General features: G+C 54.3%; 34 protein-coding genes. 20 read left to right on the forward strand and 14 right to left on the reverse strand.

Annotation, left to right across the window (positions count from 1 at the left end; translation table 11 throughout):
* Window positions 1–10 precede the first annotated feature (10 nt).
* The 3 genes from OHL20_RS22805 (at window position 11) to OHL20_RS22815 (ending at window position 2,404) form a co-directional block, all read left to right on the forward strand.
* Window positions 11–1,105 (forward strand): YncE family protein, encoded by a 1,095-nt coding sequence (locus OHL20_RS22805; protein WP_263385609.1) that lies wholly within the window; start codon window positions 11–13, stop codon window positions 1,103–1,105.
* A 28-nt stretch (window positions 1,106–1,133) separates the two neighbouring features.
* On the forward strand, window positions 1,134–1,898 hold the full coding sequence (locus OHL20_RS22810; RefSeq protein ID WP_263385610.1) for a response regulator transcription factor: 765 nt from the start codon (window positions 1,134–1,136) through the stop codon (window positions 1,896–1,898).
* Between the two features lie 107 nt (window positions 1,899–2,005).
* Window positions 2,006–2,404, forward strand: a complete 399-nt coding sequence (locus OHL20_RS22815) for a c-type cytochrome domain-containing protein (protein WP_263385611.1) — start codon at window positions 2,006–2,008, stop codon at window positions 2,402–2,404.
* Between the two features lie 336 nt (window positions 2,405–2,740).
* On the opposite strand, the gene OHL20_RS22820 is transcribed toward OHL20_RS22815, so the two are convergent.
* Together OHL20_RS22820 and OHL20_RS22825 are read right to left on the reverse strand one after the other, a co-directional pair.
* Window positions 2,741–2,998, reverse strand: coding sequence for a hypothetical protein (locus OHL20_RS22820; RefSeq protein ID WP_263385612.1), 258 nt, complete (start codon window positions 2,996–2,998; stop codon window positions 2,741–2,743).
* A 596-nt stretch (window positions 2,999–3,594) separates the two neighbouring features.
* Window positions 3,595–3,732 carry a hypothetical protein gene (locus tag OHL20_RS22825; RefSeq protein WP_263385613.1) on the reverse strand — a complete coding sequence of 46 codons (138 nt, stop codon included), beginning with the start codon at window positions 3,730–3,732 and terminating at the stop codon, window positions 3,595–3,597.
* On the opposite strand from OHL20_RS22825, the gene OHL20_RS22830 reads away from it, so the two are divergent.
* The 7 genes from OHL20_RS22830 to OHL20_RS22860 all read left to right on the forward strand — a co-directional run bounded on the left by OHL20_RS22830 (window position 3,731) and on the right by OHL20_RS22860 (window position 8,083).
* The gene (locus OHL20_RS22830; RefSeq protein ID WP_263385614.1) at window positions 3,731–4,204 is read left to right on the forward strand and encodes a hypothetical protein; all 474 of its coding nucleotides are present in this window, start codon (window positions 3,731–3,733) and stop codon (window positions 4,202–4,204) included. The genes OHL20_RS22825 and OHL20_RS22830 overlap by 2 nt on opposite strands.
* 341 nt (window positions 4,205–4,545) lie before the next feature.
* Window positions 4,546–5,298 (forward strand): YsnF/AvaK domain-containing protein, encoded by a 753-nt coding sequence (locus tag OHL20_RS22835; RefSeq protein ID WP_263385615.1) that lies wholly within the window; start codon window positions 4,546–4,548, stop codon window positions 5,296–5,298.
* A 46-nt stretch (window positions 5,299–5,344) separates the two neighbouring features.
* Window positions 5,345–5,848: an OmpA family protein gene (locus OHL20_RS22840; protein ID WP_263385616.1), complete on the forward strand. Its 504-nt coding sequence runs from the start codon at window positions 5,345–5,347 to the stop codon at window positions 5,846–5,848.
* A gap of 45 nt (window positions 5,849–5,893) precedes the next feature.
* Window positions 5,894–6,718, forward strand: a complete 825-nt coding sequence (locus tag OHL20_RS22845; RefSeq protein WP_263385617.1) for a YsnF/AvaK domain-containing protein — start codon at window positions 5,894–5,896, stop codon at window positions 6,716–6,718.
* A 69-nt stretch (window positions 6,719–6,787) separates the two neighbouring features.
* Window positions 6,788–7,354: a YsnF/AvaK domain-containing protein gene (locus OHL20_RS22850; RefSeq protein ID WP_263385618.1), complete on the forward strand. Its 567-nt coding sequence runs from the start codon at window positions 6,788–6,790 to the stop codon at window positions 7,352–7,354.
* 30 nt (window positions 7,355–7,384) lie between these two features.
* Window positions 7,385–7,690, forward strand: coding sequence for a hypothetical protein (locus tag OHL20_RS22855; protein ID WP_263385619.1), 306 nt, complete (start codon window positions 7,385–7,387; stop codon window positions 7,688–7,690).
* 177 nt (window positions 7,691–7,867) lie between these two features.
* The gene (locus OHL20_RS22860; RefSeq protein ID WP_263385620.1) at window positions 7,868–8,083 is read left to right on the forward strand and encodes a PDZ domain-containing protein; all 216 of its coding nucleotides are present in this window, start codon (window positions 7,868–7,870) and stop codon (window positions 8,081–8,083) included.
* 103 nt (window positions 8,084–8,186) lie between these two features.
* Here OHL20_RS22860 and OHL20_RS22865 read toward each other — a convergent pair whose 3' ends face one another.
* Window positions 8,187–8,654 carry a DUF3592 domain-containing protein gene (locus tag OHL20_RS22865; protein ID WP_263385621.1) on the reverse strand — a complete coding sequence of 156 codons (468 nt, stop codon included), beginning with the start codon at window positions 8,652–8,654 and terminating at the stop codon, window positions 8,187–8,189.
* Between the two features lie 131 nt (window positions 8,655–8,785).
* On the opposite strand from OHL20_RS22865, the gene OHL20_RS22870 reads away from it, so the two are divergent.
* Window positions 8,786–10,219 carry an AAA family ATPase gene (locus OHL20_RS22870; RefSeq protein WP_263385622.1) on the forward strand — a complete coding sequence of 478 codons (1,434 nt, stop codon included), beginning with the start codon at window positions 8,786–8,788 and terminating at the stop codon, window positions 10,217–10,219.
* A gap of 1,880 nt (window positions 10,220–12,099) precedes the next feature.
* On the opposite strand, the gene OHL20_RS22875 is transcribed toward OHL20_RS22870, so the two are convergent.
* From OHL20_RS22875 to OHL20_RS22885, 3 genes are all read right to left on the reverse strand, one after another.
* The gene (locus tag OHL20_RS22875; RefSeq protein WP_263385623.1) at window positions 12,100–12,255 is read right to left on the reverse strand and encodes a hypothetical protein; all 156 of its coding nucleotides are present in this window, start codon (window positions 12,253–12,255) and stop codon (window positions 12,100–12,102) included.
* 650 nt (window positions 12,256–12,905) lie between these two features.
* Window positions 12,906–13,283, reverse strand: coding sequence for a response regulator (locus tag OHL20_RS22880; RefSeq protein WP_263385624.1), 378 nt, complete (start codon window positions 13,281–13,283; stop codon window positions 12,906–12,908).
* A 172-nt stretch (window positions 13,284–13,455) separates the two neighbouring features.
* On the reverse strand, window positions 13,456–14,166 hold the full coding sequence (locus OHL20_RS22885) for a Crp/Fnr family transcriptional regulator (RefSeq protein ID WP_263385625.1): 711 nt from the start codon (window positions 14,164–14,166) through the stop codon (window positions 13,456–13,458).
* 191 nt (window positions 14,167–14,357) lie between these two features.
* Between OHL20_RS22885 and OHL20_RS22890 the strand changes: the two genes are divergently transcribed.
* Both OHL20_RS22890 and OHL20_RS22895 read left to right on the forward strand, forming a co-directional pair.
* Window positions 14,358–14,576, forward strand: a complete 219-nt coding sequence (locus tag OHL20_RS22890) for a cold shock domain-containing protein (protein WP_263385626.1) — start codon at window positions 14,358–14,360, stop codon at window positions 14,574–14,576.
* 343 nt (window positions 14,577–14,919) lie between these two features.
* Entirely contained in the window at window positions 14,920–15,207 is a 288-nt protein-coding gene (locus OHL20_RS22895; protein WP_263385627.1) for a hypothetical protein, read from the forward strand.
* A gap of 63 nt (window positions 15,208–15,270) precedes the next feature.
* Here the strand turns inward: OHL20_RS22895 and OHL20_RS22900 are convergent, their stop codons facing one another.
* Window positions 15,271–15,606, reverse strand: a complete 336-nt coding sequence (locus tag OHL20_RS22900; RefSeq protein WP_263385628.1) for an HPF/RaiA family ribosome-associated protein — start codon at window positions 15,604–15,606, stop codon at window positions 15,271–15,273.
* A gap of 171 nt (window positions 15,607–15,777) precedes the next feature.
* Here OHL20_RS22900 and OHL20_RS22905 point away from each other — a divergent pair, with 171 nt between their 5' ends.
* The 3 genes from OHL20_RS22905 (at window position 15,778) to OHL20_RS22915 (ending at window position 17,494) form a co-directional block, all read left to right on the forward strand.
* Window positions 15,778–16,089, forward strand: coding sequence for a hypothetical protein (locus OHL20_RS22905; protein WP_263385629.1), 312 nt, complete (start codon window positions 15,778–15,780; stop codon window positions 16,087–16,089).
* A gap of 178 nt (window positions 16,090–16,267) precedes the next feature.
* Window positions 16,268–16,615 (forward strand): DNA-binding transcriptional response regulator, encoded by a 348-nt coding sequence (locus OHL20_RS22910; protein ID WP_263385630.1) that lies wholly within the window; start codon window positions 16,268–16,270, stop codon window positions 16,613–16,615.
* Window positions 16,616–16,765: 150 nt separating this feature from the next.
* Complete coding sequence (locus tag OHL20_RS22915) at window positions 16,766–17,494, forward strand: sensor histidine kinase (RefSeq protein ID WP_263385631.1); 729 nt, start codon at window positions 16,766–16,768, stop codon at window positions 17,492–17,494.
* A gap of 81 nt (window positions 17,495–17,575) precedes the next feature.
* On the opposite strand, the gene OHL20_RS22920 is transcribed toward OHL20_RS22915, so the two are convergent.
* The 4 genes from OHL20_RS22920 to OHL20_RS22935 form a co-directional block, all read right to left on the reverse strand.
* On the reverse strand, window positions 17,576–18,022 hold the full coding sequence (locus tag OHL20_RS22920; RefSeq protein WP_263385632.1) for a PA2169 family four-helix-bundle protein: 447 nt from the start codon (window positions 18,020–18,022) through the stop codon (window positions 17,576–17,578).
* A gap of 315 nt (window positions 18,023–18,337) precedes the next feature.
* Entirely contained in the window at window positions 18,338–18,562 is a 225-nt protein-coding gene (locus OHL20_RS22925) for a hypothetical protein (RefSeq protein ID WP_263385633.1), read from the reverse strand.
* A gap of 123 nt (window positions 18,563–18,685) precedes the next feature.
* Window positions 18,686–19,081: a hypothetical protein gene (locus OHL20_RS22930; RefSeq protein ID WP_263385634.1), complete on the reverse strand. Its 396-nt coding sequence runs from the start codon at window positions 19,079–19,081 to the stop codon at window positions 18,686–18,688.
* 9 nt (window positions 19,082–19,090) lie between these two features.
* Entirely contained in the window at window positions 19,091–19,282 is a 192-nt protein-coding gene (locus OHL20_RS22935) for a hypothetical protein (RefSeq protein WP_263385635.1), read from the reverse strand.
* Between the two features lie 837 nt (window positions 19,283–20,119).
* Here OHL20_RS22935 and OHL20_RS22940 point away from each other — a divergent pair.
* Window positions 20,120–20,530, forward strand: a complete 411-nt coding sequence (locus OHL20_RS22940; protein ID WP_263385636.1) for a hypothetical protein — start codon at window positions 20,120–20,122, stop codon at window positions 20,528–20,530.
* Window positions 20,531–20,556: 26 nt separating this feature from the next.
* Here the strand turns inward: OHL20_RS22940 and OHL20_RS22945 are convergent, their stop codons facing one another.
* Window positions 20,557–21,321, reverse strand: a complete 765-nt coding sequence (locus tag OHL20_RS22945; protein WP_263385637.1) for a hypothetical protein — start codon at window positions 21,319–21,321, stop codon at window positions 20,557–20,559.
* A gap of 154 nt (window positions 21,322–21,475) precedes the next feature.
* Between OHL20_RS22945 and OHL20_RS22950 the strand changes: the two genes are divergently transcribed.
* The gene (locus OHL20_RS22950) at window positions 21,476–21,748 is read left to right on the forward strand and encodes a hypothetical protein (RefSeq protein WP_263385638.1); all 273 of its coding nucleotides are present in this window, start codon (window positions 21,476–21,478) and stop codon (window positions 21,746–21,748) included.
* Window positions 21,749–21,828: 80 nt separating this feature from the next.
* Here OHL20_RS22950 and OHL20_RS22955 read toward each other — a convergent pair whose 3' ends face one another.
* Together OHL20_RS22955 and OHL20_RS22960 are read right to left on the reverse strand one after the other, a co-directional pair.
* Window positions 21,829–22,104: a helix-turn-helix domain-containing protein gene (locus OHL20_RS22955; RefSeq protein ID WP_263385639.1), complete on the reverse strand. Its 276-nt coding sequence runs from the start codon at window positions 22,102–22,104 to the stop codon at window positions 21,829–21,831.
* A gap of 5 nt (window positions 22,105–22,109) precedes the next feature.
* Window positions 22,110–22,253, reverse strand: coding sequence for a hypothetical protein (locus OHL20_RS22960; protein ID WP_263385640.1), 144 nt, complete (start codon window positions 22,251–22,253; stop codon window positions 22,110–22,112).
* A 269-nt stretch (window positions 22,254–22,522) separates the two neighbouring features.
* On the opposite strand from OHL20_RS22960, the gene OHL20_RS22965 reads away from it, so the two are divergent.
* Both OHL20_RS22965 and OHL20_RS22970 read left to right on the forward strand, forming a co-directional pair.
* Window positions 22,523–23,464: a glycosyl hydrolase gene (locus OHL20_RS22965; RefSeq protein WP_263385641.1), complete on the forward strand. Its 942-nt coding sequence runs from the start codon at window positions 22,523–22,525 to the stop codon at window positions 23,462–23,464.
* Window positions 23,461–24,615: an NAD-dependent epimerase/dehydratase family protein gene (locus tag OHL20_RS22970; RefSeq protein WP_263385642.1), complete on the forward strand. Its 1,155-nt coding sequence runs from the start codon at window positions 23,461–23,463 to the stop codon at window positions 24,613–24,615. Before OHL20_RS22965 ends, OHL20_RS22970 begins: the two co-directional genes overlap by 4 nt.
* Window positions 24,616–24,632: the final 17 nt, after the last annotated feature.

Raw genomic sequence — 24,632 nt, forward strand, 5'->3', positions numbered from 1 at the left:
TGGAGACCCAATGCAGAGCGAAGTTCAGATATACCATCCGACGCGTGAGCAGAAATCGATTCGGGTGCTGAAAACGGCTTTAAGGTGGGGAGGACGCATTGTGATGATGGGTTTAGCGGTTCTGGTTGTTGCAATTGCTTACCTCAGCCACGTCGGGGAGCCAAGCTCTGCCTCCTCCATGAAGTTTGAAGGGTTCATTGAACTGCCAAAAGATCGCATCCTCAACATCTTCGACTACATGGCTCTTTCCGACCGAACCATCTTCGTCGGTAATATGCTGTCGGGCAGCGTCGTCAAAGTGCAGTTGACCAACGATCACGGTAGGCCGCTCGCAACTGTTTCAGAGCAGAGCGGAGCAGGGAACGCGCATGGGATCGCCTTGATTCCAAATGAAGACAAAGCATTTGTTACCCGCAGCGGCGAGAACGTTGTCGATGTGTTTCAGCCTAGCTCACTCAACCTGTTGGGACAGATTCCGGTCGCTGATGACGCGGATGCAATCATTTACGATCCTGCAAGCCGCATGATCTATGTAGCGAACGGAACGCCGAAGCTGGCGACGATCATCGACCCGGAAAAACTCCAACCGGTAACGACAATTCCCTTGGGGGCTGAGCCGGAATATCCTGCCGCCGACGTGCGGCATGGCCTCATTTATCAAAACCTGCGTGACACGAACGAGGTCGCAGCGGTTGATTTGAAGACTGGTTCTGTCGTCGGCCGATGGTCTCTCGCGCCATGCGTCGGTCCATCCGGGCTTGCTCTCGACCCTGTCCAGGGTCGCCTCTACGCGGTCTGTATGGGAAGCTCGCAAGTTGTGGTCTTCTCACTTGAACAACACAAAGTGATCGCCTTCCTCCCGGTGGGTGGCAAGCCGGACTCAGTCGCCCTGGATCTTGAGCTTCATCGCATCTACACCGCTGGCATAGAGGGCGTGATGACGGTAATCGAGCAGAGCGGAGAAGACTATCGCGTCCTCGACGATATCCACACTCACCCTTTCGCGCATACCCTGATTGTCGATCCCCAGACACATCGCGTATACCTGACCTACGCGGCACTGCTGAGCGCACCTCGGATCGCGGTGTTTTCCCCTAAGCCGTAAATGAACAGGCATGGAGGACAATGATTCTATGACGCGCATCCCATCCGTGACCCTAAACTCCGGAAGTGTTCCATTGCAGGAACCTATCGTCCTTGAAAGACCGAAGATTCTCCTAATCGATGACGATCAGGAGCTGTGTCAGCTCCTAAGAACACGCTTCGCCTCGGAAGGCCTCGACCTGAAAACGGTTTTTCTCGGCAAAGAAGGACTGCGATGCGCTTTAGAAAGCTCGTTCGCTCTGATCGTGCTCGACGTCATGCTACCCGATACGCGGGGATTCGATGTGCTCAGGGAGCTTAGAAAGCATACGCTTACGCCGGTCATCATGTTGACCGCACAGGGCGATGAAGTAGATCGCATCCTGGGGCTCGAATTAGGTGCGGATGATTACCTGCCCAAACCCTTCAGCACGCGGGAATTGCTGGCGCGAATGACGGCTATTCTTCGGCGCTCGGCCTGGAAAGTACCCTTCACCGCCGGGAAACCCCCGAAGTTTCTTTCCGGGGATCTGGAGATCGATCTTGCTCTCCGCATTGTTCTCCGGAACGGGGAACAGATCAAGCTCACCTCGACTGAATTCGATCTCACGCGCAGCTTCTGTGAGGCGCCCGGTGAGGTGCTGACGCGGGAACTGCTAGTCGTGACGATACTGGAGCGTACGTTTGTCCCGTTCGACCGGAGCATCGATCTACATATCAGCAATCTCAGACGCAAGCTCGGTCCTCGACCCGATGGCTACGAGCGGATTCAAAGCGTACGTGGGATTGGCTACCTCTACGTCTGGCCGGCATAGCATCTCTGAGGGATAAGCAGAACACTACAAACCTACACAACATCTCACCGTTCTACACAGCACAGCTGGTCTCCAGACCAGAAAATAGGTCCATGAGGAACTTTTGGATGATCATGGCGACGGCGGGAATGATAAGTCTTGGCGATCCGAAAACGCATCAGGCGCAAAGCGAAGCGAGCAACCCAGAGTTTTATCTCCAACATGTTAGGCCGATCTTTGAGGCACATTGCGTTCGCTGTCATGGGAACTCAAAGCACCGAGGAGGGCTGAGCATGGAATCTCGTCAAGATTTACTGATGGATCGAAGGAACAAGCCGATCGTGATCCCGGGAGATGCAGCAAACTCGCTGCTTGTGCGGCTGATTCGACATGAAGGCCCGCCCAACGATCCGATGCCGATGCCCAGCAAACGAGAACGGCTGTCAGACACGGATATCTTGATGATCGAAAGATGGGTCCAAGCGGGAGCAATTATGCCCTCAACTTTATCGGAAAGCAAACGATAGCTCTTCCTGAAAGAGATCGAATCGAAAAAGCAATGGGCACTCAAGTCTGCCACCCAAAATGAACCAGCTGATGCGAGGCTGAGCAAGCAATGATGCGAGAAGAGCAAATAAATCAATAAGGAGATTGGAACGGCTGGTTGCCGAACTTTGCTACAAGAACCAGGTTCTGCGAAACTGCCTTGCGGCGGTAGAGCAGGGGAAAACTCACACGCGAGACTGATGGCGATGGCAGCGCCGCTTACGTCGATTGAAGGGCCAAAATCCGATATGGAGAGGCCGACTACTTCACCTAGGCGGATCCCAGGAAGGACTGCCTCAGGAATGGTGGGTTCCGCCTCACTCCGGCGGTCTGCCGTGTCGCTCTTCAGGCGTGGCGTAGTTGAGCTGAAGCTCATCAAGGGAGATGACAACGCCTGAGCTCTGTTCAATGATTCTTATTATCGAGACGTCATCTTGACCGGAAGATCGTAAAACCTCAATTTCATCACTAATCATCCCGATAAATGCTGGAATCGGCAAGACCTCTTCACTCAGACCGGCTACTTCGCGAAGAGCCGTTTGCGCACGCAGAGCTTGCTCTATTCGGATCAACATCGCAACCCCGCGATTGACTATACATAATTGCGGATATCGGCCGTTTGATCTCCCGAGAGGAGAAGACAGAGCCGTGGAATGCCGGCGCTAAAGATGAAGACGATAGAGCCGTACCCACCTTCAGTCAGCTCCTTGGAAGACGCCGACGCTGCCGGCGTGTTCCACACTCCCCAAGCCCACGGCGGCGATGGTAATCATGGAAAGACAGCAATACTTCAATCCAAATGTGGAAAGCTCTATCGCTCCTCTGCTCTGCGCGGCGTGAGCAGCAGACGAACGGCCACAAACAAATCCAGCTAAATTTCAAGATGCGCAATCCAAAGGGCAGAACTGGTTCAGCTCTTCCAAGGGAACAGAGAAGGGAACTGATCAACTCGAATCCTAGAGGTTCACGTTCAACCCTGGTAGAGGTTTCGGGTTAAGGAGCTTTCATGCTGGCTTCCATCTTTCGTCTTCTCGGCACAACCGCGCTTATTGCCGCTTTCCTTCTGGACAGGAGCTATGGCGAACCCATTCCCGTGCGATACGGTCAGGGTTCTAGTCATGGATTCCTTGCTCTCAAGACTCTTGATGGGGCGACGATCGCCACAGGCGAATCAACTCAGGTTGTCCATGGTAACCGTGTAACGTCCCGGCTTATCTTTCGCTTCAAAGACGGCTCCATCGATGACGACACGACCGTATTTACGCAGAGCCGCGTGTTTCACCTTGTCAGTGATCACCGTATCCAACATGGTCCTTCTTTTTCCCAAACCAATCGACTTTCTGATCGATGGAGTGACTGGGAACCTGACGTTCCGAGCTGAGGACGGAAAGGTCACCCAGGAGCATATGGATCTTCCTCCAAATGTTTCAAATGGTCTGCCGCCCATTCTCTTGCTCAACATCCTGCCATCGACCCCAGAGACGAAGATCTCCTATCTTTCTCCAGGAGCGAAGGCGCGCCTGGTTCATCTTTCGATCAAACCGACGGGGAGTTTACCTTTCACCGTTGGCAGCCTTCATCGGAAGGCCACAGACTTCACCATTCATGTAGAGCTCGGCGGCGTGGCTGGAGTGGTTGCACCCATCATCGGGAAACAGCCCGATGATTACCATATTTGGTTGCAAAGCGGCACACCTCCGGCGTTCGTGCGAGAGGAAGGACCGCTCTACGAATATGGCCCAATCTGGCGGATAGAGCAGATTAGCCCTGGGTTTCATTAAGCGGCATCGCCCAACCACTCGGCACAAGTCCCGCTTAGATTGACGGTTCGTCTACGAGTTTTTACTACGCTGGATAAATCATTGATGAGGCTGAAATTTCAAACATTCCTCAGCATTCATGAGGGATTCGTTGTTCACCTGGCAACCCCGAAAATCGTAGCTGCACCCTACCGCTTGGCTTAGCTGCTGCAGGTATTGATCCGAAGGTAGCTCGTCACCACAATGCTAGCCGTTCCCAAGTTTGCTTTCGCTCTTAGTAAAACCGCGTACCGATGTAAAGCGCTTCTCGAGTTTGCACACGTTGATCGGTACGGCACGAACACTTTATCTGGAGAGACTCCATGGCCTTGAACGAAGACCTAACGACCTTACTTTGCCTGTTTCATCACTCGGATCAGGCCGACTCCGCGCTGACTGATCTGCTGAAAGCGGGTGTCCCCCAGGGCTCTATCTCTCGTATTGACAACTATGGCTCAGAAGAAATTGCCATGTCTTCCCTCAAGGAGCTAGGCATTCCCGCACGCGACGAACAGCACCTTCTTGAAGGTCTACGTAAAGGCGGGATCATTGTCGCCGTGAAGGCCGTCACTTCGCACGTCAGCGCGGTGGAGGGCGTCTTTAGTGACCACAAGGCAGGCAAGATTGATGAAGCGGTCGTGGATAACACCCCTGCAACCGAGACTGCGGTTGCGGCCACGGGTGAGACTGCGATTCCAATCGTCGACGAAGAACTTGTCGTTGGAAAGCGGACCGTCGATCAGGGTGGCGTGCGGGTCTATCGTCGCGTCATCGACATTCCTGTGGAGGAATCGGTCAACCTTCGCGAGGAGCACGTCGTGATCGATCGGCGCCCTGTCGATCGTGCTGTGACTCCAGAGGATCTTGCTCTGCAGGGAGAGCAGACGATTGAGCTTACGGAGACAGCGGAAGAAGCCGTGATTACAAAAAAGGCCTTTGTGGTCGAGGAAGTCCGGGTCGGGAAAGAGGCGACAGAGCGTACCGAGCACATTCAGGACACCGTTCGCCACACCGAGGTTGAGCTCGAAGAGATCGACTCCGAAGAGACCCGTAGTGCTTCGCTCACGAACCGCTAACTAAGCAGAATTCCTATCTGCACGAACCGACTCTTAGGAGACCTCCATGGCCGACCGCGTCAAAATCTACGAAGAGAAGAAGGGCTTTCCCATTTGGGCATGGCTCCTTCCGCTTCTACTTCTGGCACTTCTGGCCGCTTACTTCCTCACGCACCATAAAGACGAACCCGCAGCTGTTTCTGCCGTGCCCGCTCAAAGTACTCCCGTTGCTGCATTGCCCGATCTTGGCACCGTGCACTTTGATACAGATAAGGCGACGCTTACCTCTGAAGGTCAAGCGACCCTACAGCAAGCGGCTACAGCTATGAAGGCCAACCCCAACGCTCACTTGAGACTGGAAGGGTTTACCGATAGTTCGGGAACGCTTCCGCATAACGCCACTCTCTCACAGCAGAGAACGATGGCTGTCGCGGACTTCCTCAAAGGGCAGGGAATTGATGGTTCCCGTTTGACCGGACAGGGCTTTGGCCCCGCTAAGCCGGTCGATACCAACGCAACGGCTTCCGGCGAAGCGGACAACCGCCGCGTCGAACTCTTTTCACAGCAGTAACACTCAACCATACCGGCGAACTTGGCCGGTTCTCAGGAGATCCTTATGTCGAAGACAGTAGTAGGACTTTTCAGCAGCATGTCACAGGCAGCACAGGTAAAGCAGGCTCTCGTCGTTGACGGCTACAGTTCAAGCGACATCAAGGTCGTTGCGAATGATGACTCTGAAGATGTAGCAGATGGTGCCACGGCAACGGCGAACGACAAGGACTACACGGATATTGGTAGCGGCGGCGGCACCGGCATTGGTGAGAAGATCAGCCACTTCTTCCGTTCCCTTTCGGGTGGCGACGAGCATGCGCACCATCACTACGCGACGGGCGTGAACGCCGGTGGAGCGCTTCTTGCGGCCACAGTGGCCGATGATGAAGCCGCCGAGGTAGCAGCGCTGCTGAAGCAGCATGGTGCTCGTGACATCGAGAACGGCGGTTCTGCTTATAAGGCTGCTGAGCCCGCATACTCTGAAAGTTCAGATGTTGCAGCGGAAGGTACCGCAATCCCGATCATCGAAGAAGAGCTTGTTGTTGGGAAGCGCGAAGTGGATCGCGGCGGTGTGCGGATCTACTCGCATGTAGTCGAGCGTCCCGTCGAAGCGGACGTTACGCTTCGCGACGAGCAGATCAATGTGGAGCGTCGCGCGGTCAACCGGCCAGCTACGGCAGCCGATTTTGCAGCAGGTTCGGGTTCCGTCATCGAGCTGAATGCGACAGGGGAAGAGGCAGTGGTTGGCAAGACGGCTCGGGTTGTCGAGGAAGTTCTCGTCGGCAAGCAGAGCACGGAGCATACCCAGGCCATCCATGATTCCGTCCGTAAGACTCAGGTGGACGTGGAGGAGGTCGAAGGCGAGACCGTCTCCAAGGATCGCTATTAGGTCGGAAGTTACCCAACCCATAGGCCGGGCATACTGTCCGGCCTATGGTGTTTGTACAGATCGGACACTATGAACCAGGTTGACCCTCAGTCTTCGAAAAACGGAAACATTCTTGTTGTCTCTGGGAACCTCAATCCTCAGGAACCCTATACCGAACTCTGGATGCCTGATGGTAAGGTCATTCGTCTCCTCACAACCCAGCTGGCACCTGTGGCACTGGACAGGTCTGCGACCGAGTCGGAGGGGAACCCGGAAGCTATCCTGATTCCCATCGTGGAGGAGCGCCTTGATATCGAGAAACGCACCATGACGACGGGCGCAGTGACCTTGCGTAAGGTGGTGCAGGAGTACCAGGAAAGCTTGAACGAGCCCCTTGCTGTACGTACCTTTGACATCGAACGCATCGTCCTCAATCAACCCGTCGAGTTTGCACCTCAGGTGCGCCAGGAGGGAAGCGTGACGATCTACCCGCTTGTCGAAGAGCAGATGATCCTGACCAAGCAGCTGGTATTGAAAGAAGAGATCCGTGTCACGCAGCGGGATACGGAACGGAGAGATACACAGGTCGTAACCCTGAAGCGGGAGCACCTGGTCGTAGAACGTCAGCCGGTTGGTCGATCTGACCATTCCGATTAAGCCATTTACCTCACTTCTAGGAGAAACACTATGAACTACATCCTGGTCGCAATGATGATGTTCCAGGCTGCACACCATCCGCAACACAAGGTTTACTTGCTGGATCAGGTAAGCACGGCCGGAAATGTTCAAGCCTATTCCAATGCGGCGAATGGCCGTGAAAGCGACAACCACACGGCTCCCGGCGTCATGGCAGAGCTTTCCAAGCGCTGCTCTTCCGTTCCTTTCACGGAAAATAAGCAGCAGGCTGACTTCATTGTGGAGCTTGCCTCTGGAGAAGCTCGTGTCATCAATCGGAAGGGATCAGTCCTGTTCGTTTCCCATGCGAAGCGGTGAGCAGTAAGGCAAAAGACGTTTGCAGCTACTTATCCGAGCATTAAGCCTCTGGCGAATTCGCCGGATTGCACTTATCGTTTTGCAGGATATGCATTTACACGCCTCTCTAGGGATCGGCGAACTTCATTTACAGAAGTTTGCCGAGGATCTGGGAGGCCATGCCGCTGTAGCCACTTTGTGGTGGAGCCTGCTGGCCGCCATTTCCCAGGGAGCCCCGCTGAGGCTGCGGGCCTCAAGCCGAGAGACCGCATCCTCACGATCAATGGTATGAAGCCATCCGACGACCCGAACGAACCACTCTTCAAGCAGGCCGTCGGCACGATTCTTCATCTGCAGGTGCAGCGCGACGAGACTTCACGGGCATACGACGTCACGCTGCGCGATCTCTTTTAACCGAGCCCTCTAGTGTTTGATTGTTCCGCGTCGTGCGGACTCGTGACATTTCCGCAAAGTCGGTGTTTCCGGCAACGAGTCGTTATTGCCGCAAACGCCGTTTTCATGGAGTCTGCTTGGTTGAATCGATCTGGTGGGGAGCTCTGTCCCAAAGAACAAATGCGAGAACCGCGGCGAGTACAACGAGGAGGATGTAAGCCGTCCGTTGGTTTCCGCGCCTTTGCTTTGAAAAGGCTTGTAGTGCGTTGACGCGGGGGTCTTCTCCGTCGTAGTAAACCGTAACGATCTGACCGAATCTGAGTCCCCGGCTGCCTGTATTGACATTTTCGTATTGCTCAGCGCCAACCAAAAACGTGTAGTGGCAATAATTTTCGTGTCCGCGCCCGCGCTCTTCACACAGTGAGATAGTTCCTACGCTGGTTTGTTGTCTGCTCGCGGAACCCCCTTCGACCGTCGACCGATAGCCAAAGAAGACCGCACAAATGAGCAGAAAAGACACCAGTGGCCACAGCGAACTCTTTGACTTGCCATCACTCATGATGCGCCGGGTCGCCGTGCGAAGGAAAGTCATGGTTATTCATTCTATCCAGACGTGCAGGAGGGGCGTCCACACGCAATCCCCTACAAGTCGGTGTTTTCGGCAACTTAGGTCGTTATTGGCGAAAACGCCGTTTTGCACGAACTGGCCATTATCCTAACTTTGTGATCTCAACGCTTGCCATCTCCGGTTACCGCTCACTTCGTGATCTGCTGCTGCCGCTCGATCGTCTCAACATCGTGACGGGCGCCAACGGCAGTGGAAAGTCGAGCTTGTATCGTGCCTTGCGTCTGCTGGGCGATGCCGCATTGAACTCCGTCGTATCCTCCCTTGCCAAAGAAGGCGGACTCGCTTCCACTTTATGGGCGGGACCTGAGACGATCGCGCGCGCTGTCCGACAGGGAGAGTATCGGGTAGAAGGAACAGTTGGCGGCAGACCGGCATGTCTTAAGCTGGGTTTCGGCGGCTCCACTTACGGATACAGCATCGAACTTGGTTATCCGCCCCCGCCAGCAACAGCGTTTTCTCTGGATCCTGCGATCAAACGGGAGTGTATCTGGCACGGCAAGGTGTACCGGCGTGCGTCGGCTCTTGTCGAACGCAGGAACAACCTTGTCACACTCCCATCGCGCCGGGATGAAGAGCCAGTTTGTTTGACAAAGGCTCTCAATGCCGCGGATAGTATGCTGGCCAGCATCGCCGATCCGCAGCGCGCCCCTGAGATGCTGGAGGTGAGGGAGGTGATCCGGGGCTGGCGTTTTTACGACGGCTTTCGAACGGATATGTCTTCCCCGGTTCGCACTCCGCAGATCGGGACGTTCACGCCGGTGTTGAAAAACGACGGAACCGATCTTCCGGCTGCGCTTCAAACCATCCTGGAGGTGGGCGATGAGGAGGCTCTTCATCGAACGATCGACGATGCGTTCCCTGGAAGCAGAATCCACATCGAGGTGCAGACTGGCCGCTTTGAAGTCCTGCTGCGACAGCATGGCTTGCTGCGTCCGCTCTCAGCGGCGGAACTATCCGACGGAACTTTGCGATTCCTTCTCTGGTCGGCTGCCCTGCTGACGCCACGCCCAGCCGAGTTGATGGTGCTGAATGAGCCGGAGACAAGTCTTCATCCGGATCTCTTACCTGCATTGGCAAGACTCATCGCCTCGGCTTCCGAGCGAAGTCAGATTATCGTTGTTTCACACGCACAGTCTCTTATCGAAGCCTTGCAGCAACTGCAAGGCTGCCGCCGTTTACAGCTGGTAAAGTCTTTCGGCGAGACAACTCTGGAAGGGGCCACTATCTTCGACAAGCCAAATGGGAGTGGCCACCCCGTTGAATCGACACTCCTCCAAAGTCGGTGTTTTCGGCAATCACGACGTTTTGCGACCTGCCGAACGTTGTTTCCGCCAATGCCGTTTCTCGCGAACTCAGTTTCGTTCGGGTCAGTTGAGGAGCGTCATGGAGTTACCTGCTGTCCCGCAGGCCTCATTGCAGAGCCAAAACTGGACATGCCCCACATAGCTTGCCGGGTGCCCATCCGAGGTCACTGGGCGGAATCTCCAAGCTTTAAGAGCCTGCTCGATCCTCAAGCTGAACCCAGGTAGTCCGTTCATGGTCTTTGCACAGATGACTGAACCATCGGAGCCGACCAGCAGCTCTACCATCGTCGTCTCACGAAAATCCACCTGCTTCAGGCTGTCATCTATGTCACGCTTTGCCACGGCTCTGGCCTTCATCTCCTTCGATGTGTAGCGAACAATCTCACCTGAACCATCCCGCAGCGTGACACCAGAATATGGACAGGGAAGCTGAGTCTGGGGCCGTTTCTGGCCATGAGCGGCCGCAATGACTGCGGCGAGCACCAAAGAAAGCACAAGAAGCCTCATAGCGGTTTAGACACCATGCAGCACATGTTTGCTCCGAGTGGCAGCAGCTTTAGCGACGCTGCCGTAAAGTCGGTGGTTTCGGCAATCTCGCCTATGGCCCTCCCAAATCTGGTTCCAGGCCAATCTTGTCCTTGACGGCCGAGGCGAGGCGCTGGCGTGAACCGAGATAGCGTTCCGTCGTTTCGGCCGACCGATGGCCGAGCGGCCGGTCATCCTCGTGAACGCCGGATTGGCTTACACGATACGCGGACCGGGAGAGTCCAGGGGTTCTGACTCTGTAATCAGGATGGCGTCGTTTGCATGAACCACAACCAATTCGAGTAATCGGTGTGACTGGTCGAGATCCTTGATGATCGCTATCGGAGCCATAGGCACCGCCAAGTTTTGAACTTACAAAGTATGTTTACTGATTCATCTTGGATGGCGCAGACAGGTTGACTCAACACCTTATGCCACAATTTCCGGCGAAGAATGCCTGCTCCGCTGGTCCACTACAGATCTGCGCGGAAAGGAATCCGCAATCAGGGCCGATGCGAGAGATCGATACAAACAACGATTACCTTCCATTGTGTCTTCGCTGATCGATTCAGCTAATGTGAAGTGGCTCTCATCCTCTAAGTAGTAAACATGCCGGTGTCTTGCGTTGCAGCGATAAACTCCCGTCACAAGCGAAACATGAAGAAGGCTTGTGTGGATTGGCTCGAAAGTTCCAAAAGCTACTTTCATGCCGCACGTTCTGTATTTGATTCCCCAGTACGAAAGCATTGCGCTCATGAAGCTAAGTTACTCTCGTGTATCCATTAGTAATGTCGTCCATCATACATACCTGGTTTGTTCTTGCCGTCGCGTTCAACGTGCCGTTCTTATCATTGATAGCCTTGCCAGATAGTTACTCGATTCTCTTAAGGCACCGCTCAGTGTTAGCCGGGATAGCACCAATGTCTCGAAGTGCACATTCCTGGAACGCCTAGAGCTCTCCTGCGGAGCGCCCGGAATAGTGGGGCAAAGGAACACGCTACGCTGTGCCGAATCTAACTGCAGTGTCGGAGTGTTCACGATTGTCGTTTAGTTGACACGCTTCTTCCGCTCAAGGTACTTCGAACCACCACAGCTAAGACACCCAGCCCGATGCATCACGAGGAGATTCCAGTGCGTCAGAAGTTGCTCCTCAAACGCGGCTAACTCCTGAAGATCGGTACATCGTAAAGCGACTACACATAGGTCCGATGCTGAGAGTGTCAGTATGAGACCGTCGATGCACGCAGACACCGTATAGGAATTCCAGGAATCGGAGGCATCCGAATTCGCGAGTAGACCGCAAGCGAGCCGCAATAACGAGTCTGAATCGTGCATAAGGGAGAGGTGCCTGCAACTCTCGCAAAGTGGTGATAACGGAACCACACCTGCTCGTTTTACAGAACATACAAGTGAGACTTCCATTTTGATATGCGAGTTGTGTCGGTTACGATTGTTCTAAATAGTAGTTACGCTGATCTCCACTTATTTGGAGCAACGTAGTTAGGGAGCGATTTGTACGGATCTTACCTGCCGACGACTCGTCGAGGTAATCGCGTATTCATCCGGATCGTCCATTAGTCTCACTCAGGTTCGGTGATCACATGCTCAGCGTGGCTGAAGGTGGCGTACAGGAGAGCTGCTGAATAGACTGCGCACTTGCCATCTTCGAACGCGATGATAACGCCGCCATTCAGACGCTCTGCAGACACGATGCGGGGCGCTGATGGGGTTTCCATGAGATTTACCGTACCGATTTCCTCGGGCTCTGTCGGTCTGCTGTCGTACGCATAGCTTCTGGTGAACCCGCGGCCTGCTTGCTTCAAATAAATGGCTCATGTTCCGCCTGCATGAGTGAGAAAGATGAAATGGCCGTGATGGCGACTGCAGCGAGAGAACAGGAAACGCTGTGGGCCGACCCATTTGCTCGCTCTATGTCTCTCAGCCTACGTGGATTGTCGCGTGCCGTATTTAGCATTGCCTGAGACGAACCTAACGAGGCCACTGATGGCGTCCAAACACGAAATTTGTCCAGGCACATTCACCGCGTCCCAGACGCTACTCTTCAGCAGTTTCCCGATCTCTACCATGGCCCCCAAGGCTTGCGACGTATGCGGGAAGCTGGTGTATCCGGAAAGACAGGGAACCGCTTGGGTGCCTAGCACACATAGCATTCCGGTCAGTGAGGCCGCAACCGAAGACGGCGCGAAAGGGAGTGGCAATTAAAGCCGACACAAGGGACCGACACAAACAAGAATTCGCTGCCATGATGTCTTCGCTGGCTCTTTGGAGGTATTTTCAATGAAACACTCATAGCTCTTCGCGCCTCCACCCCATCAGAATTGTGCCCTCACTCAGAGGTGTGAGAGGGAACTAAGGCTTCCAGATCTCAGGTGGAATCCTGTTCTCTAATCTTACGAAGTAAATCACTTGGGTGTACAGGTTTGGCAAGTAAATCAAAGTCGTGCCCCTCGTTGCGAGCGGACCTCAGTAGATCGGCTGTCTGCGCCTGCCCGGAGAAGAGCAACACCTTACAGTCGGGGCACAGTGCCTTCATCTGGATCGCGAGTTCTACTCCAGAGAGCTGAGGCATCATGACATCCGAGATAAGCAGTGTTGGCGGCTTGATGCCAGCACTCTCGAGAGCTTTGAGAGGATCTGTGAACGCAGCGGCAGAGAAACCGCTCTTGTTCAGGATGGCCGCGAGAGTCTCAGCTATGACCCACTCGTCATCGACGACTACTACATAGGGAAGTTGCTTCGACATGGGGCCCTCGTTCACAGCGACCGCATCAAGCGGTCTTACCGCAGCATAAAGAACAAGCTCTTTTTTCTTTATTCCGGAAGCAACCTGTACTTAGCCTTATACATCGCGAGTCGATGTTATTGTGTGTGCCAAGAGACATACAGGCTTCCATCCGTGTCCGCCATACCTAAGATCAACTCTTGCCAAAGCCTTCATAGGAGTCCGCGTAGTTGCTCAAATGGTCGCGTACTACTGCGTAGCACTCGCAGGAGAGCTTCTCGAGTCCTGGCAGGTCGATCAGGGTGATCTTCCCGCGCGAATACGAAATAAGATGTTGCTGCTGGAAATGGATGGCTACGGTGGTCACCGTAGACCGAGAGCTCCCCAGCATATCGGCCAGAAACTCATGGGAAAGGGGAAGGATGCGTCCGCCATTGCGATCGGCACAGAGGAGAAGCCATCGCGCGAGTCGCTGCTCGATGGTATGTCTCGCATTACAGCCTGCAGTCTGCGACGACTGAATGAACTGAGCCTGCAGGTAACGAAGTGTAAGGTCCTGAAACTTCTCTCCGCGTTTAAACTCCATCGTAGCTGCATCGATCGGACAACTGAAGCCGTGACCGCCAACCTGCATATAGACCCGATTAAGGCTACGTCTTGTTCCCATCATGGATGATGCCCCGAGGACTGCTTCGAATCCCGCAAGAGCGATCTCGACCTGTATGCCATCGCGAAAGGTCGCCGTCATCGAGGCGATGCCTTCCTCAAGGAAGAAGAGATTGTCGATGTGATTGCCTGGATATTCGATCTCGCGACCTACTGGAAGGTCTACTGTGTGGAGATTCAGGCGACCGATGATCTCAGCATCGAACCGCTGCAGCAGAGAGTTCTTGAACGTCGTCATGCTCGTTGGTCTCGCGTTCTGAACGGATGAGAGCGCTCAACCTCTTTCCTGCGTGAGCTTCAGACGGGAGGACAGTACTCAAAATACTACGCTTTCTATGTCCGTTGGACTACAAAGCAATGGTGAATGGAGGATTACGTTGGAGTAGTCGACAGAAGAAACCTTTGAACGCACATCGAGAGGATGCTCCCATGGCACAGTACACAGGCTCCGTAAAGTGGTTTAACAACGCAAAGGGGTTTGGCTTCCTGGGGCGTGATGATGGTCCCGATGTCTTCGTCCATTACAGCTCCATCCAGATTGAAGGCTACAAATCCCTCAAAGAAGGCGATCGCGTGGAGTTCGACATTATCGACGGCGCGAAGGGCCCCAGGCCGATAACGTCGTTCGCTTCAAAGAAGGCATCCTGAGTCCTTCACCGATACCTGAAGAGCCCCTTGCAGCGTAGGCAGGTCCAGAGGGTTCTCCGCTAATATCGTCTCGAATTCACGAAACACTCACAAACCCATCCGCAACCATCAGCCTGCGGACGACGGGAAGTACTTGTCTCTGGAGACGAAGACGACCAAACCTCGTACGACCTCATTCGTACCTGCTCTCAACGACGTGAAGGCACTGCGTGGATGGTACTGGCAGAGCTGGGAAGAAGCGATACGCGAGTTGTGTCCACTGCGTATAAAACAGAGTCAGCCCTCAGATCGTGGACAGAGCTTAACGATCCCAAGTGTTCCTGCCAACGGTACGATCATCACGATGCTTTATAAATTGGCTTTCAGCAAAACGAGCGACGGTCTTCTTAGAATCACCGCGAGCTCCGGTCGAAGCTCAGATCATGTCATCGCCATCTATGAAGACGAAGAAGTCTTCTTGCGACTTGCCAGCCATGCCCGTTTTTCCGCTGACGTGGAAGCCGCATTGAAGCTCCTTGTCCACATTGCGCTCGGTCCGTCGCAAACACCGGCATGTTGCGAGGAGATCGATCTTGCGGATGATCAACTCGCACTTCTACGACTTGGTGCGGCTCGCAGGCTTTACGCGTAATCAAGCTTTTACTACAAAAAGAATGGCGGATGGATGGGAGCCATCCACCGAATCTCCTGAGAACTACTCCACTGCCAGAACAGAACGTTTCTCTTCAATCCGCCCAAAGGTTGAATCGAGGAGACGCTGCATCTTGTGAGCAGCTCCGGTCACGGCAATTAGCAAATCAGGAGAGTCCGCTGTGACGGTGAGCGACTGGTGTTCTTTGGGTCGCGCTTCGAGCAGACACCGCTTCGTTCGTGGCCCCGCTTTGAAGGCGTGTTCATCGCTGAGGTGAGCCTCCACGCGAGTGAGATGCGGATTGAACCGGTTGAGAATGCGGTTGATCTCTATGTCCACGAAATGCGACAGTTTGCGGTGAACCACGATGTGCTTGTCACTATTGACCAGAATCTGCATCGATTTACTCCTTGGCTGCGGTTGTCGATCGTTGGGGTATCTCCTTGTTTCTGGCCCTATTAGACTCCTCTTTCCTCGATGGTGAAGACGAGTTGAAGAAGGATCGGAACGCGTGTATTGTGCATCGAACTTCTCGAAATGCAAGTGGGCACAATCGTATGGAGGACAAGGATGTCGATATCAGGCCCGACGACCAATCACAACGAAATTCGTATCTGGGCTGAGTCTTGGAAGGTAGTACCCACGGAACTCTTGCCTCATGTGCTCGATCATGAGCCGGCAGAGCTGCGCATGATGCTTGGGGAGCAGGCCAGGGATCGTGTCGACGTCAAAATGCTGACTTGGGAAGAATTCTTCCTGAAATTCGATAGCCTGGGGCTGGCGTTTGTCTACGACGATGAGAGAGCAGGCTATAACGAAATTCTGCAGATCGAAGAGAAATCCCCCTACCGGCATCCCCGGTACCGCATAGCGAATACCTAAAAAATAGAAACGCAAAATCTAAAAGTTGACGTGAGGGAGGAGATTGATGAATAAACTTGCTTCTTTCGTTCAGCGGCTCAAGGAGACTCCGCTAGAACCGGACACTCCGGAGGTATGTCATGCAGCGTACTGAGACAACTGTGGATTCTGAGTAGTTTGATAGTAAGACCGTCTAGCTATGTCTCTAATCTTGATCTATGGCTGCGAACCTACCCTCCTTCAAACCCGTGCGTGGGTGCTGGAGACTACCGGGCTTGAAACAGAAGTCGCATCCGATCTTTCAGGGCTGGAAGAAGTCCTTGGTCAACGGCCCGTTGATTTGATGGTTCTGTGCCATACGTTGTACCCGGAAGAAGTTAGGGTGGCGTTGACGAGGTTCCACGCCCTGCAGCCGAACAAGCAAATTCTCATCCTGACGGATGATCCTGTGGACACGGCGGGCGAGGGTGCAAAGATTATCAGCCCGTTTGTCGACGCCAAGACGCTCATCTCCTCCGTAGAGGAAGTCCTCTCCAGAGCCTCTTAGAGGTCTCGAGGGGGTTTGTTCCTTATGCCGTAAACGACATTCAGAAGCAAATTGGCATCCGACTCAAGGACACTGGTTTGCGGAGAGCATCTCCGATCCATGGCACCGTCAACGGTGTTCTTTCCAGAGCCGTCAACCTGGAGAGTTTTGATGGGTGAGCCGACCATATCGGATGTGCAGGAGAAGCTGGCAATTGCGGTGGAAGCTCTCAGGAAAGCGGAGGAGAGAGCAACGACGGGCCAGCTTGCTCTCGAGGTCATGCATGAAATCAAAAATCCTCTCGAAGCTTTAGGACACCTGACCTACCTCGCGGACAAAGAGGCTGACGATCCGATCAAGGTTCACGAGTACATGCAATTGGCAACGGAACAGATGGTAATTCTTCGAGACATCGCGAGCTACACTCTGGGCTTTGCACGATCAACCCCAATGCCGAAGCCTACGCGCCTCGCTCTCCTCGCAGAGACTGGATTGCGTATTCACCAACGGACCATCGACTCTCGCAAGATCCATCTCATCAAGGATCTTCCTGAAGACCTGACAGTGAGCGTCTACCCCGGCGAAATGCTTCAGGTCGTTTCCAATCTCATCTGCAACGCACTGGACGCGCTACCCGCAACCGGTATTCTCCGCCTACGCACCCGCAAGCGCGGTCATGAAATTGATCTTGTGATTGCAGATAATGGTTCGGGCATCCCTGCACAGCATCATCAAGCCATCTTCGAACCGTTCTTTACAACCAAAGAAGAGCGGGGAACCGGGCTTGGACTTGCCCTCTCAAGGAAGATCGTTGAGCGGCATCATGGGAGCATTCGCATGAGAAGTAGTGTTCGGCCCGGCAAGAGCGGCACGGTCTTTAAGATATCTCTTCCTGCTTAGCCGTCTTCGGAAATCGTGAACTCACGAAGGATGCTTATCGGGCCACGACCTTAGTCGTGGCCCGTAGACGATTCGGAATACTTAGCTTGCTGTACTGTCGCGCAATGCCTTCACCTTATCGTGAGAGGCCTGGATGTGAGCTTGCTGCGTCACAAGCAGCTGGCGAATCTTTGTAGATGGCAAGTCCGTAGCTTCTAACGCCTCTTTATAGGCCTTCTTCGCAGCGTCCTCACCCTGTTCTGCTGTTTCAAGCAGCGTGTGGTCTGAACCGCCAAGACTCGCCTTCAAATCGCCCCAGGTACGGTGAATTGCTCCGCCCACTGTTCCGGCAATATCTTTCGTATCGCCCGCAGCGAGGGCCAGTTCCGCTTCAAGTTCCTTGGCAAAGGCGCCGCGGTGCGTGGCTTCATGTAAAAAAAATGCCTTCGACTCAGGATTCTTCAGCTTCTCTCCTAGGTCGGTAAAACCTTTTCCTCCGTCATTGAGAACTTGTACAACCGTTTTCACAAGCGAGTAACCTTCAGCCATTTTCTGTCACCTCAGCATCTTTGAGGCCAACTCGAAAGTTGGGGTTGGATGACAGATAAGTGGAGGAGTCATCGCATAAGGTAAAGCAGCCACCCGAGGGTGGCCGCTTGAGTCTTCGTCTTCAACAACAATAGCCTGATCTAACGTGGCGTACAGAAGAGAGGCCGAATAAACTGCGCACTTTCCATCGTCGAACGTGATGATAACGCCGCCATTCAGTCTCTCCGCTGCAAGAAGATGGGGAGAAAATGGAGTTTTCATAGGATTGATTATTGTGGGCCAGGGTTTAGAAGCTTCAGCGGATACTCTCTTCGCTCACGATATATTCTCGACCTTCTGCTTGGCATTACGCGCCAGCGTTTCAAGGGCAGTCACTTCAAGTTCTTTGCTCTCAATGAGTGCGGAGATCCGATCTGCATTGTTGATGTCGTCTGCTCGAGTAAAGAGTTGTTTTTGAGCGTTCAGGGTATACAGATCATCTCGGAGGTGCCGGGCCCTTATTTCAAAGCGGGCGTGTTCCTGCTTCCATGCTTCCAACATAGCGGTCTTCACAAGCTATTCATCCCTATCGCGCCCAAGTCGGTTATGCAAATTGCGCTCTCCGGAACACTTGTAGAATACAGAAGATGGCGTCTTTGTCATGTATGCGACAAAAGCGAGGGACTAGTCCTCGATCGAACGCTCAGACGGATCTGCCGTGAGGAGCCGTTCCACGACCGCAAGAAGCCCTCGCGGCCCCTCAAAAGCACTGACAATTTGCTCGTGGGAACCAAGAGAGCCGAGGGGAGTGTTAGCCGTGAGGACAAGATTCTTCATCTCGGGTCTTAGAACGCTTGCGATCAGGAGAGCAGCGTCGCTTTCTTCAGGAGACAGCGTGTGGCACAGAATGAAGATATCAATGGACTGGGTAGCCAAAGTTTGTTCTACATGAGAACCTTCCGTCGCTGTAATGACCTTCATCCCCGCTTGCTCCAGAACCCAACGACGGGTTTCGAGTAAGCGATGGTCACGACCATAAACCAGGACATTGACGACCTTTCCTGCTTCAGCGTCTTGCATAATTTGCTCTCAATCGTTTAGCACTCCCGAAACTTCATCCCCTTCTTCGACAATCGGCACGTTGCCGTCTTGATCCCGCGCATCGAAGAGAAATTGTGCTTGGAAAAGTGTAGCTGTTTCATTCGAAAAATGGATCAAGAGACCGCCGCCCTCCATTACATCTGCAGCGATTACATCGATTCGTTCGTTGTTGCCAGCCATGTCACCTCATTGCGACGCACTCTAAAGCTGACCCCACAACAGGTTTACCTAAGTCGTTAAACTCTCAATCGCCGAGTACTTAGCCGATCCTAATTGGTGCGGGAACGTGTCGTAGACATCGGGCCACAAGGCTGATTGAAGTTAGCACTGTGCATAGATGGCACCCAATCCGTCCCAAGACGCTCGGGATATATGAGTCTGCCGCACTTCGCGCAGGCATGACTGGACATGGTGGCGAGAGGGAAGCCACTGAAAAGTCTCTTCTGCGCTTCAGAAAAGAACCCGGAGCAAATGTCAAAATCTGCGGCCATCGTTACCTCAATGGCGCGTACGTTATCAGACCGTACAGACGCTGACGGTCGTGTAGGTGACAGAAGGATCACGAAACTACAGTGAAGTGACTTCTAGCGTTATGGGCGGCAAAACCCTCGAAGTGCTCGATCTCTCAATCTGCCAGACCATGACACTCTAACGAGCCGCTACAAGGTCGACTATACCTAACGGTTACTATCAGAATTAAGCTGTTTGTAATGAATAACATAGATGCTATGCCTCAAGCCGCTCAACGTCAAAGGGTCTCATGGCGAGCTCTAGGTTTAGAAGGGTCATAAGTAGGCGCTGCTTGTTCTTTGACGTGCCCCTCGACCGGCCCGTTGAGGGTGCTTGTTCAGTCGAGCATCAAAGCACCTACGTATGCCCCGCAAATCACCTGGACCGCCAGAGAACCTCGCTCAAGCTCTTTGGCAAATCGTTAGTCACCCTGTGTCGACACTTGTCCCGCCCTGGAGTTGGAAAGCTGCGGCTTGCAGCGCCACTCTCCGAGCAGCTACGTTCTTTGTGACAAACCTGCGATCCGGAAGCTGGGTCGCCACCAAAGCGATGTTAGTTGAAGCTATCTTCGCTGTGGTTGCTGGCGGATTGATCGGTGCTATCTCGCAGCAGCTGCGGAAGGCAGAGCCCCTCTGGGCTACAGCACTTGTCGTCTGGGCGGGTTTGCCTGGAACGATGCTTTTGGTGCAGTTTGCGATACACCGTCTAGCAGGTACGCCCCATCTTGGAGGCGGCCTCATCTCTTCGTTCGTCCTTGCGGCACTTGCATCGGCCTTTAGTTGGTATGCGATGCGGCAAGGCGCGATGCTCGGCGGTATCGATGAAACCAGCATCACTCACGACCTGACCGCTCTGCCCGCGATCCTGTTCAGTTTTCTCATGGCCCTGCCACGGCTATTTACGAAGCGGCAGAGCTAGAAGAAGCGGCACGCGGCATGCAACAGCTACTTCGACTTGGAACGTTGCGGTGATGTCTCCTGTGAGGAGTTGCCCCAGACCGGGCTTATCAGCTCAGTGCGGAAGAGGGGTCCCTCTAAACTCAATGGGCTCTCTGATCGTATGAAGGCTGGCACATCCTCCGCGCTGACCCATGCAAGGCTGTCTACAGGTTCCTTGCCAAGGATGGGAGCGATGAAACCGGTCACGCCTCCCAGGTCCACGTGGATCTTGAAGCGATGAGCACGGTTGATGCGACCAGCACTTCGAAACTTCTCCATCCCATCGGAACGAACCAGGAGGTGAACGAGTCTTGGCTTGGGCGTAGCGGCGACATAGGAGATACGGGTTTCCTCCGCCTCTGCAGAGATGTTCTTCACTACATCGAGGAGGATTCCGTTCGAGAGGTCATCGGGCAAGTCCATGTGGGTGGTTTCTACCTTCTCCTCACCCTTGTCCGTGTAGCGGACGGTGACTTCGCCGGTTTTCACCCTGATCATCATGTCTGTCGGCTTCGGGAAGGCAGGGCCTTTCTGCACACGATGATCGCTCACCAGACGAAAGTAGCCATTTTGAGTGAAGACAGCCGTGTCGTCATCAATCGACCCGTCTTTGAAGCGGTAGATCAAGCGTGCAGTCAGCAAGCCGTTATGTACAGATTGCGTCAGGTCGCCAGCGGCGATCAGTTTGCCGTCCAGGGAACGCAGGGCAAGATAGCCGTGAACGGAGCCTTCGACGTAGCGAACAGGAACAGGTTCCGCATTTGCAATCATTGGCGACGTAACCAAGGGGAGCAGGGAGCAAACTAGTGCAAGCTTTCGAACTGACATAGATTGGTGAGATGCATCCGTCGATGCATCAACCTTGATGCGCAATCCGAGCGTTTGTAATTGCCGAAATTTAGGTCCTGAATCTTGAAGTTATAAAATGATGGGCATGGTCACGTATCGCGATGCCGAAGGAGCCCATCTACTGGACGAGATTCCCGAGGAGTACTGCCGCGACCTTCCACATAATGAAGACTTCCCTGTTGGGATCGAGCCGTTCTTTCCTTGTTCGGAAGGCATGCAGATCTGGACAGCGTACCGCGACCTGCATCCCGAATTCTCAAAGTGGCCGCCCGACGATGAGACGTTCGCCCCTGAGGCGCATGCATACTGGCAGCACCGACGCGCCTGTTGCAACTGCATCGAGGATTGATCAAAGTATCTGCCCTATGTCTCCATCGGCGACCAGAATCTCAGTCGAGACCTCCTCTTGGGCAGAGAACCTGAAGCAGGTTACGGTTCTGCGAAGTGATCTCCAACGCCAGCAGTGAGCGTGGTGATGGGCACTCCAAAAGCCTTTGCGATGCGGAGCAATCCCTGCACGCTCCCGACTCCTTCACGTTCCATGCGTATCAAGTTGGAATCGTGATATCCGTGAACGACGACCATGTCTCGGAGTTTTAACCCGCGCGCGCGGCGAAGCTCTTTGATCCGCTTCGCGGTGTGAGCGAGAAACGCCTTGTAGTCTTCAGCGACATCCTGTGTGTCCACAAAACTCCCGGTGTGCATTGGCGCTACTCCTCTGCGTCAGCCCAGCCCCGTTGCCACAGAGCGGACTTCGATTCATCGCAGGGCAGGAGATCCTTGCCTGCCTGGAAACCAGCTTTGTAATCCGGTGAGGTTTCATCGACAGGCGGAAGATCGTCGGTTTCTGGCATCTCGTTGAAATTCTCTTGTTCGCTCAAGTTAAAAAACCGCTAAGTCGATCTTCATGCCCCAGGCGCAACGTGGCTGAGTGTTTCATTTCATTCGATGTTGGTGCAAGGCAACCTTAAGCATCTACTTGGATTCCAAGGGCTCATCTACGAGTGGAATTCGGTAGGACGAGCCGATACGGTCGCTCCCCTAGTTAGCCCAATGCCCAAGACAATTTTGAGGTTGTGAGCCCGTCAGAGACAGTGACGCGGTGGTAGAGGGTGATTGCCTAATGGTAGAAGCTATCGTGCTTTGGAATGAGCCGAACAATCTGTCTCACTGGAACTTCAAACTGGATCCTGACTGGGCGCGCTTTGCGGAGATGGTCAAGATAGCTTCGGCTGCCATTCGCAACGCGAATCCGGAGCTCACTATCGTTCTGGGCGGAGTGTCCTCCTGCGACTGCGACTTCCTTCGCCTGATGGTCAAGCATGGCGTGTTGGAGCATGTCGACGCCATCGGTGTGCATGGATTTCCTCTTGACTGGAATCACTGGCAGATCGACGAATGGCCCGACCGCATCGCTGAGGCGCATGAAGTGACCGGCCTGCCGATCTGGGTGACGGAGGTCGGAGTCTCAAGCTTTGGGGCCGAGGAGGTGCAGGAGTTCGGCGTGCAACGGACGCTCGCTTTATTGAAAGACCGCGTCGAGCGCGTCCACTGGTATAGCCTCTTCGACCTGCCGCCAAGCTGGCCAGCAGAGACCCGGCACAAAGAGGCTGAAGGCTCTTCCTACTATCGCCACTACTACTTGGGTCTGATTCGCTCAGACGGCAAACCGAAGAAGTCCGTGGAACACTTCCCCACCGACGGCAGCGTAGGCTTCTGCCAGTGGTTCCACTTTGAAGATCCTAGGCTGGACGGCGCCGTGCAGTGGATGGGTGAGCACGGGGTGCAGTATCTGCGCACAGGCCTGAGTTGGGCGGATTCCTATCGTCCTGATGCCACGCAGTGGTTTGACCGGCAGATGAAAGCCCTTGAACCGTTCCGCGTTGCGCTGACGCTTTGTTTCACGCCGGCTCATCTGGGTCTCGAAGAACACCACACAAGCCCACCGAAGGATAACCAGCAGTTCGCCAACTTTGCAGCGTGGGCCGTCGCACGTTACGCGCCTTCCTCTCAACAACAGTTGCTTGCCGAGAACGAAGTACAGGACAAGGAATTCGCGCTATGAACCCAACCTCTCATATTGATGCTAAGCGGTCGAAGCAGGTTCTTATCACTGGCGGCGCGGGCTTCGTGGGCTCCCACCTTGCAGATGGGCTTCTCGCAGCGGGGCACCGCGTCCGCATTCTCGATGACCTGACGCCCCAGGTTCATCACGACGGGCCACCTTCTTATCTCTCGCCAGGGGTCGAATTGATCGTGGGCGATGTGCGTGACCCTAACCTTCTGCGAGAAGTGTTGAAGAGCGTGCATGTGGTCTTTCACTTTGCCGCGACCGTAGGCGTAGGACAATCCATGTACGAGATCAGCCGCTACATGAGCGTCAACACGCAGGGCACTGCGGAACTTCTGCAGGCGATTTTGGACACAAAGACCCCGATCCAGAAGCTGATTGTGGCTTCTTCCATGTCGATCTACGGGGAAGGCCGATACATGTGCGGTGATTGCAGGAAGCCGGCCTTTCCGCCAGTACGTCCCGCATCCCAGTTGAAGGCCGGTAAGTGGGAGCTTCATTGCGACGCGTGCGGCGGCGTGCTTCAGCCCGAACCCACAGATGAGACCAAGCCTTCTGAGATCAACTCCATCTATGCGCTTTCCAAGCGGGACCAGGAGGAGTTGTGCTTGATCTACGGGCGCACCTATGGTGTTCCTGTAACTGCGTTACGCTTCTTCAACATCTATGGAACGCGTCAAGCGCTCTCCAATCCCTATACGGGAGTGGCTGCCATCTTTGCGGCCCGGCTGATCAATAACCAGGCTCCGCTGGTGTTTGAGGATGGGGAACAGCAACGCGACTTCGTCAGCGTGCATGACATCGTGCGTGCAAATATGCTGGCGATGGAGCGGCCCGAATCCGACGGCGAGGTCATCAACATCGGTTGCGGCAAGCCCATCAAGATCCGCAGAGTGGCGGAGATTCTGGCAGCGGCGCTGGGCAAAGCGGACCTTGTGCCGGTGATCACGCAGAAGTACCGGTCAGGCGACATACGGCATTGCTTCGCAGACCTGACCAAGGCACGTCGTCTCCTAGGCTACGAGCCGCAGGTCACGCATGATGAGGGCTTCCGCGAATTGGCGGCGTGGCTTGCGCATCAGGAGGCAGACGATAAGGCGGAAACCATGCTGCAGGAGCTGAGCACCTACGGGTTGACCGCCTAATGCGAGAGCGTCAGAAG

The sequence above is a fragment of the Granulicella arctica genome (genome assembly GCF_025685605.1).
GTDB classification, from domain to species: domain Bacteria; phylum Acidobacteriota; class Terriglobia; order Terriglobales; family Acidobacteriaceae; genus Edaphobacter; species Edaphobacter arcticus.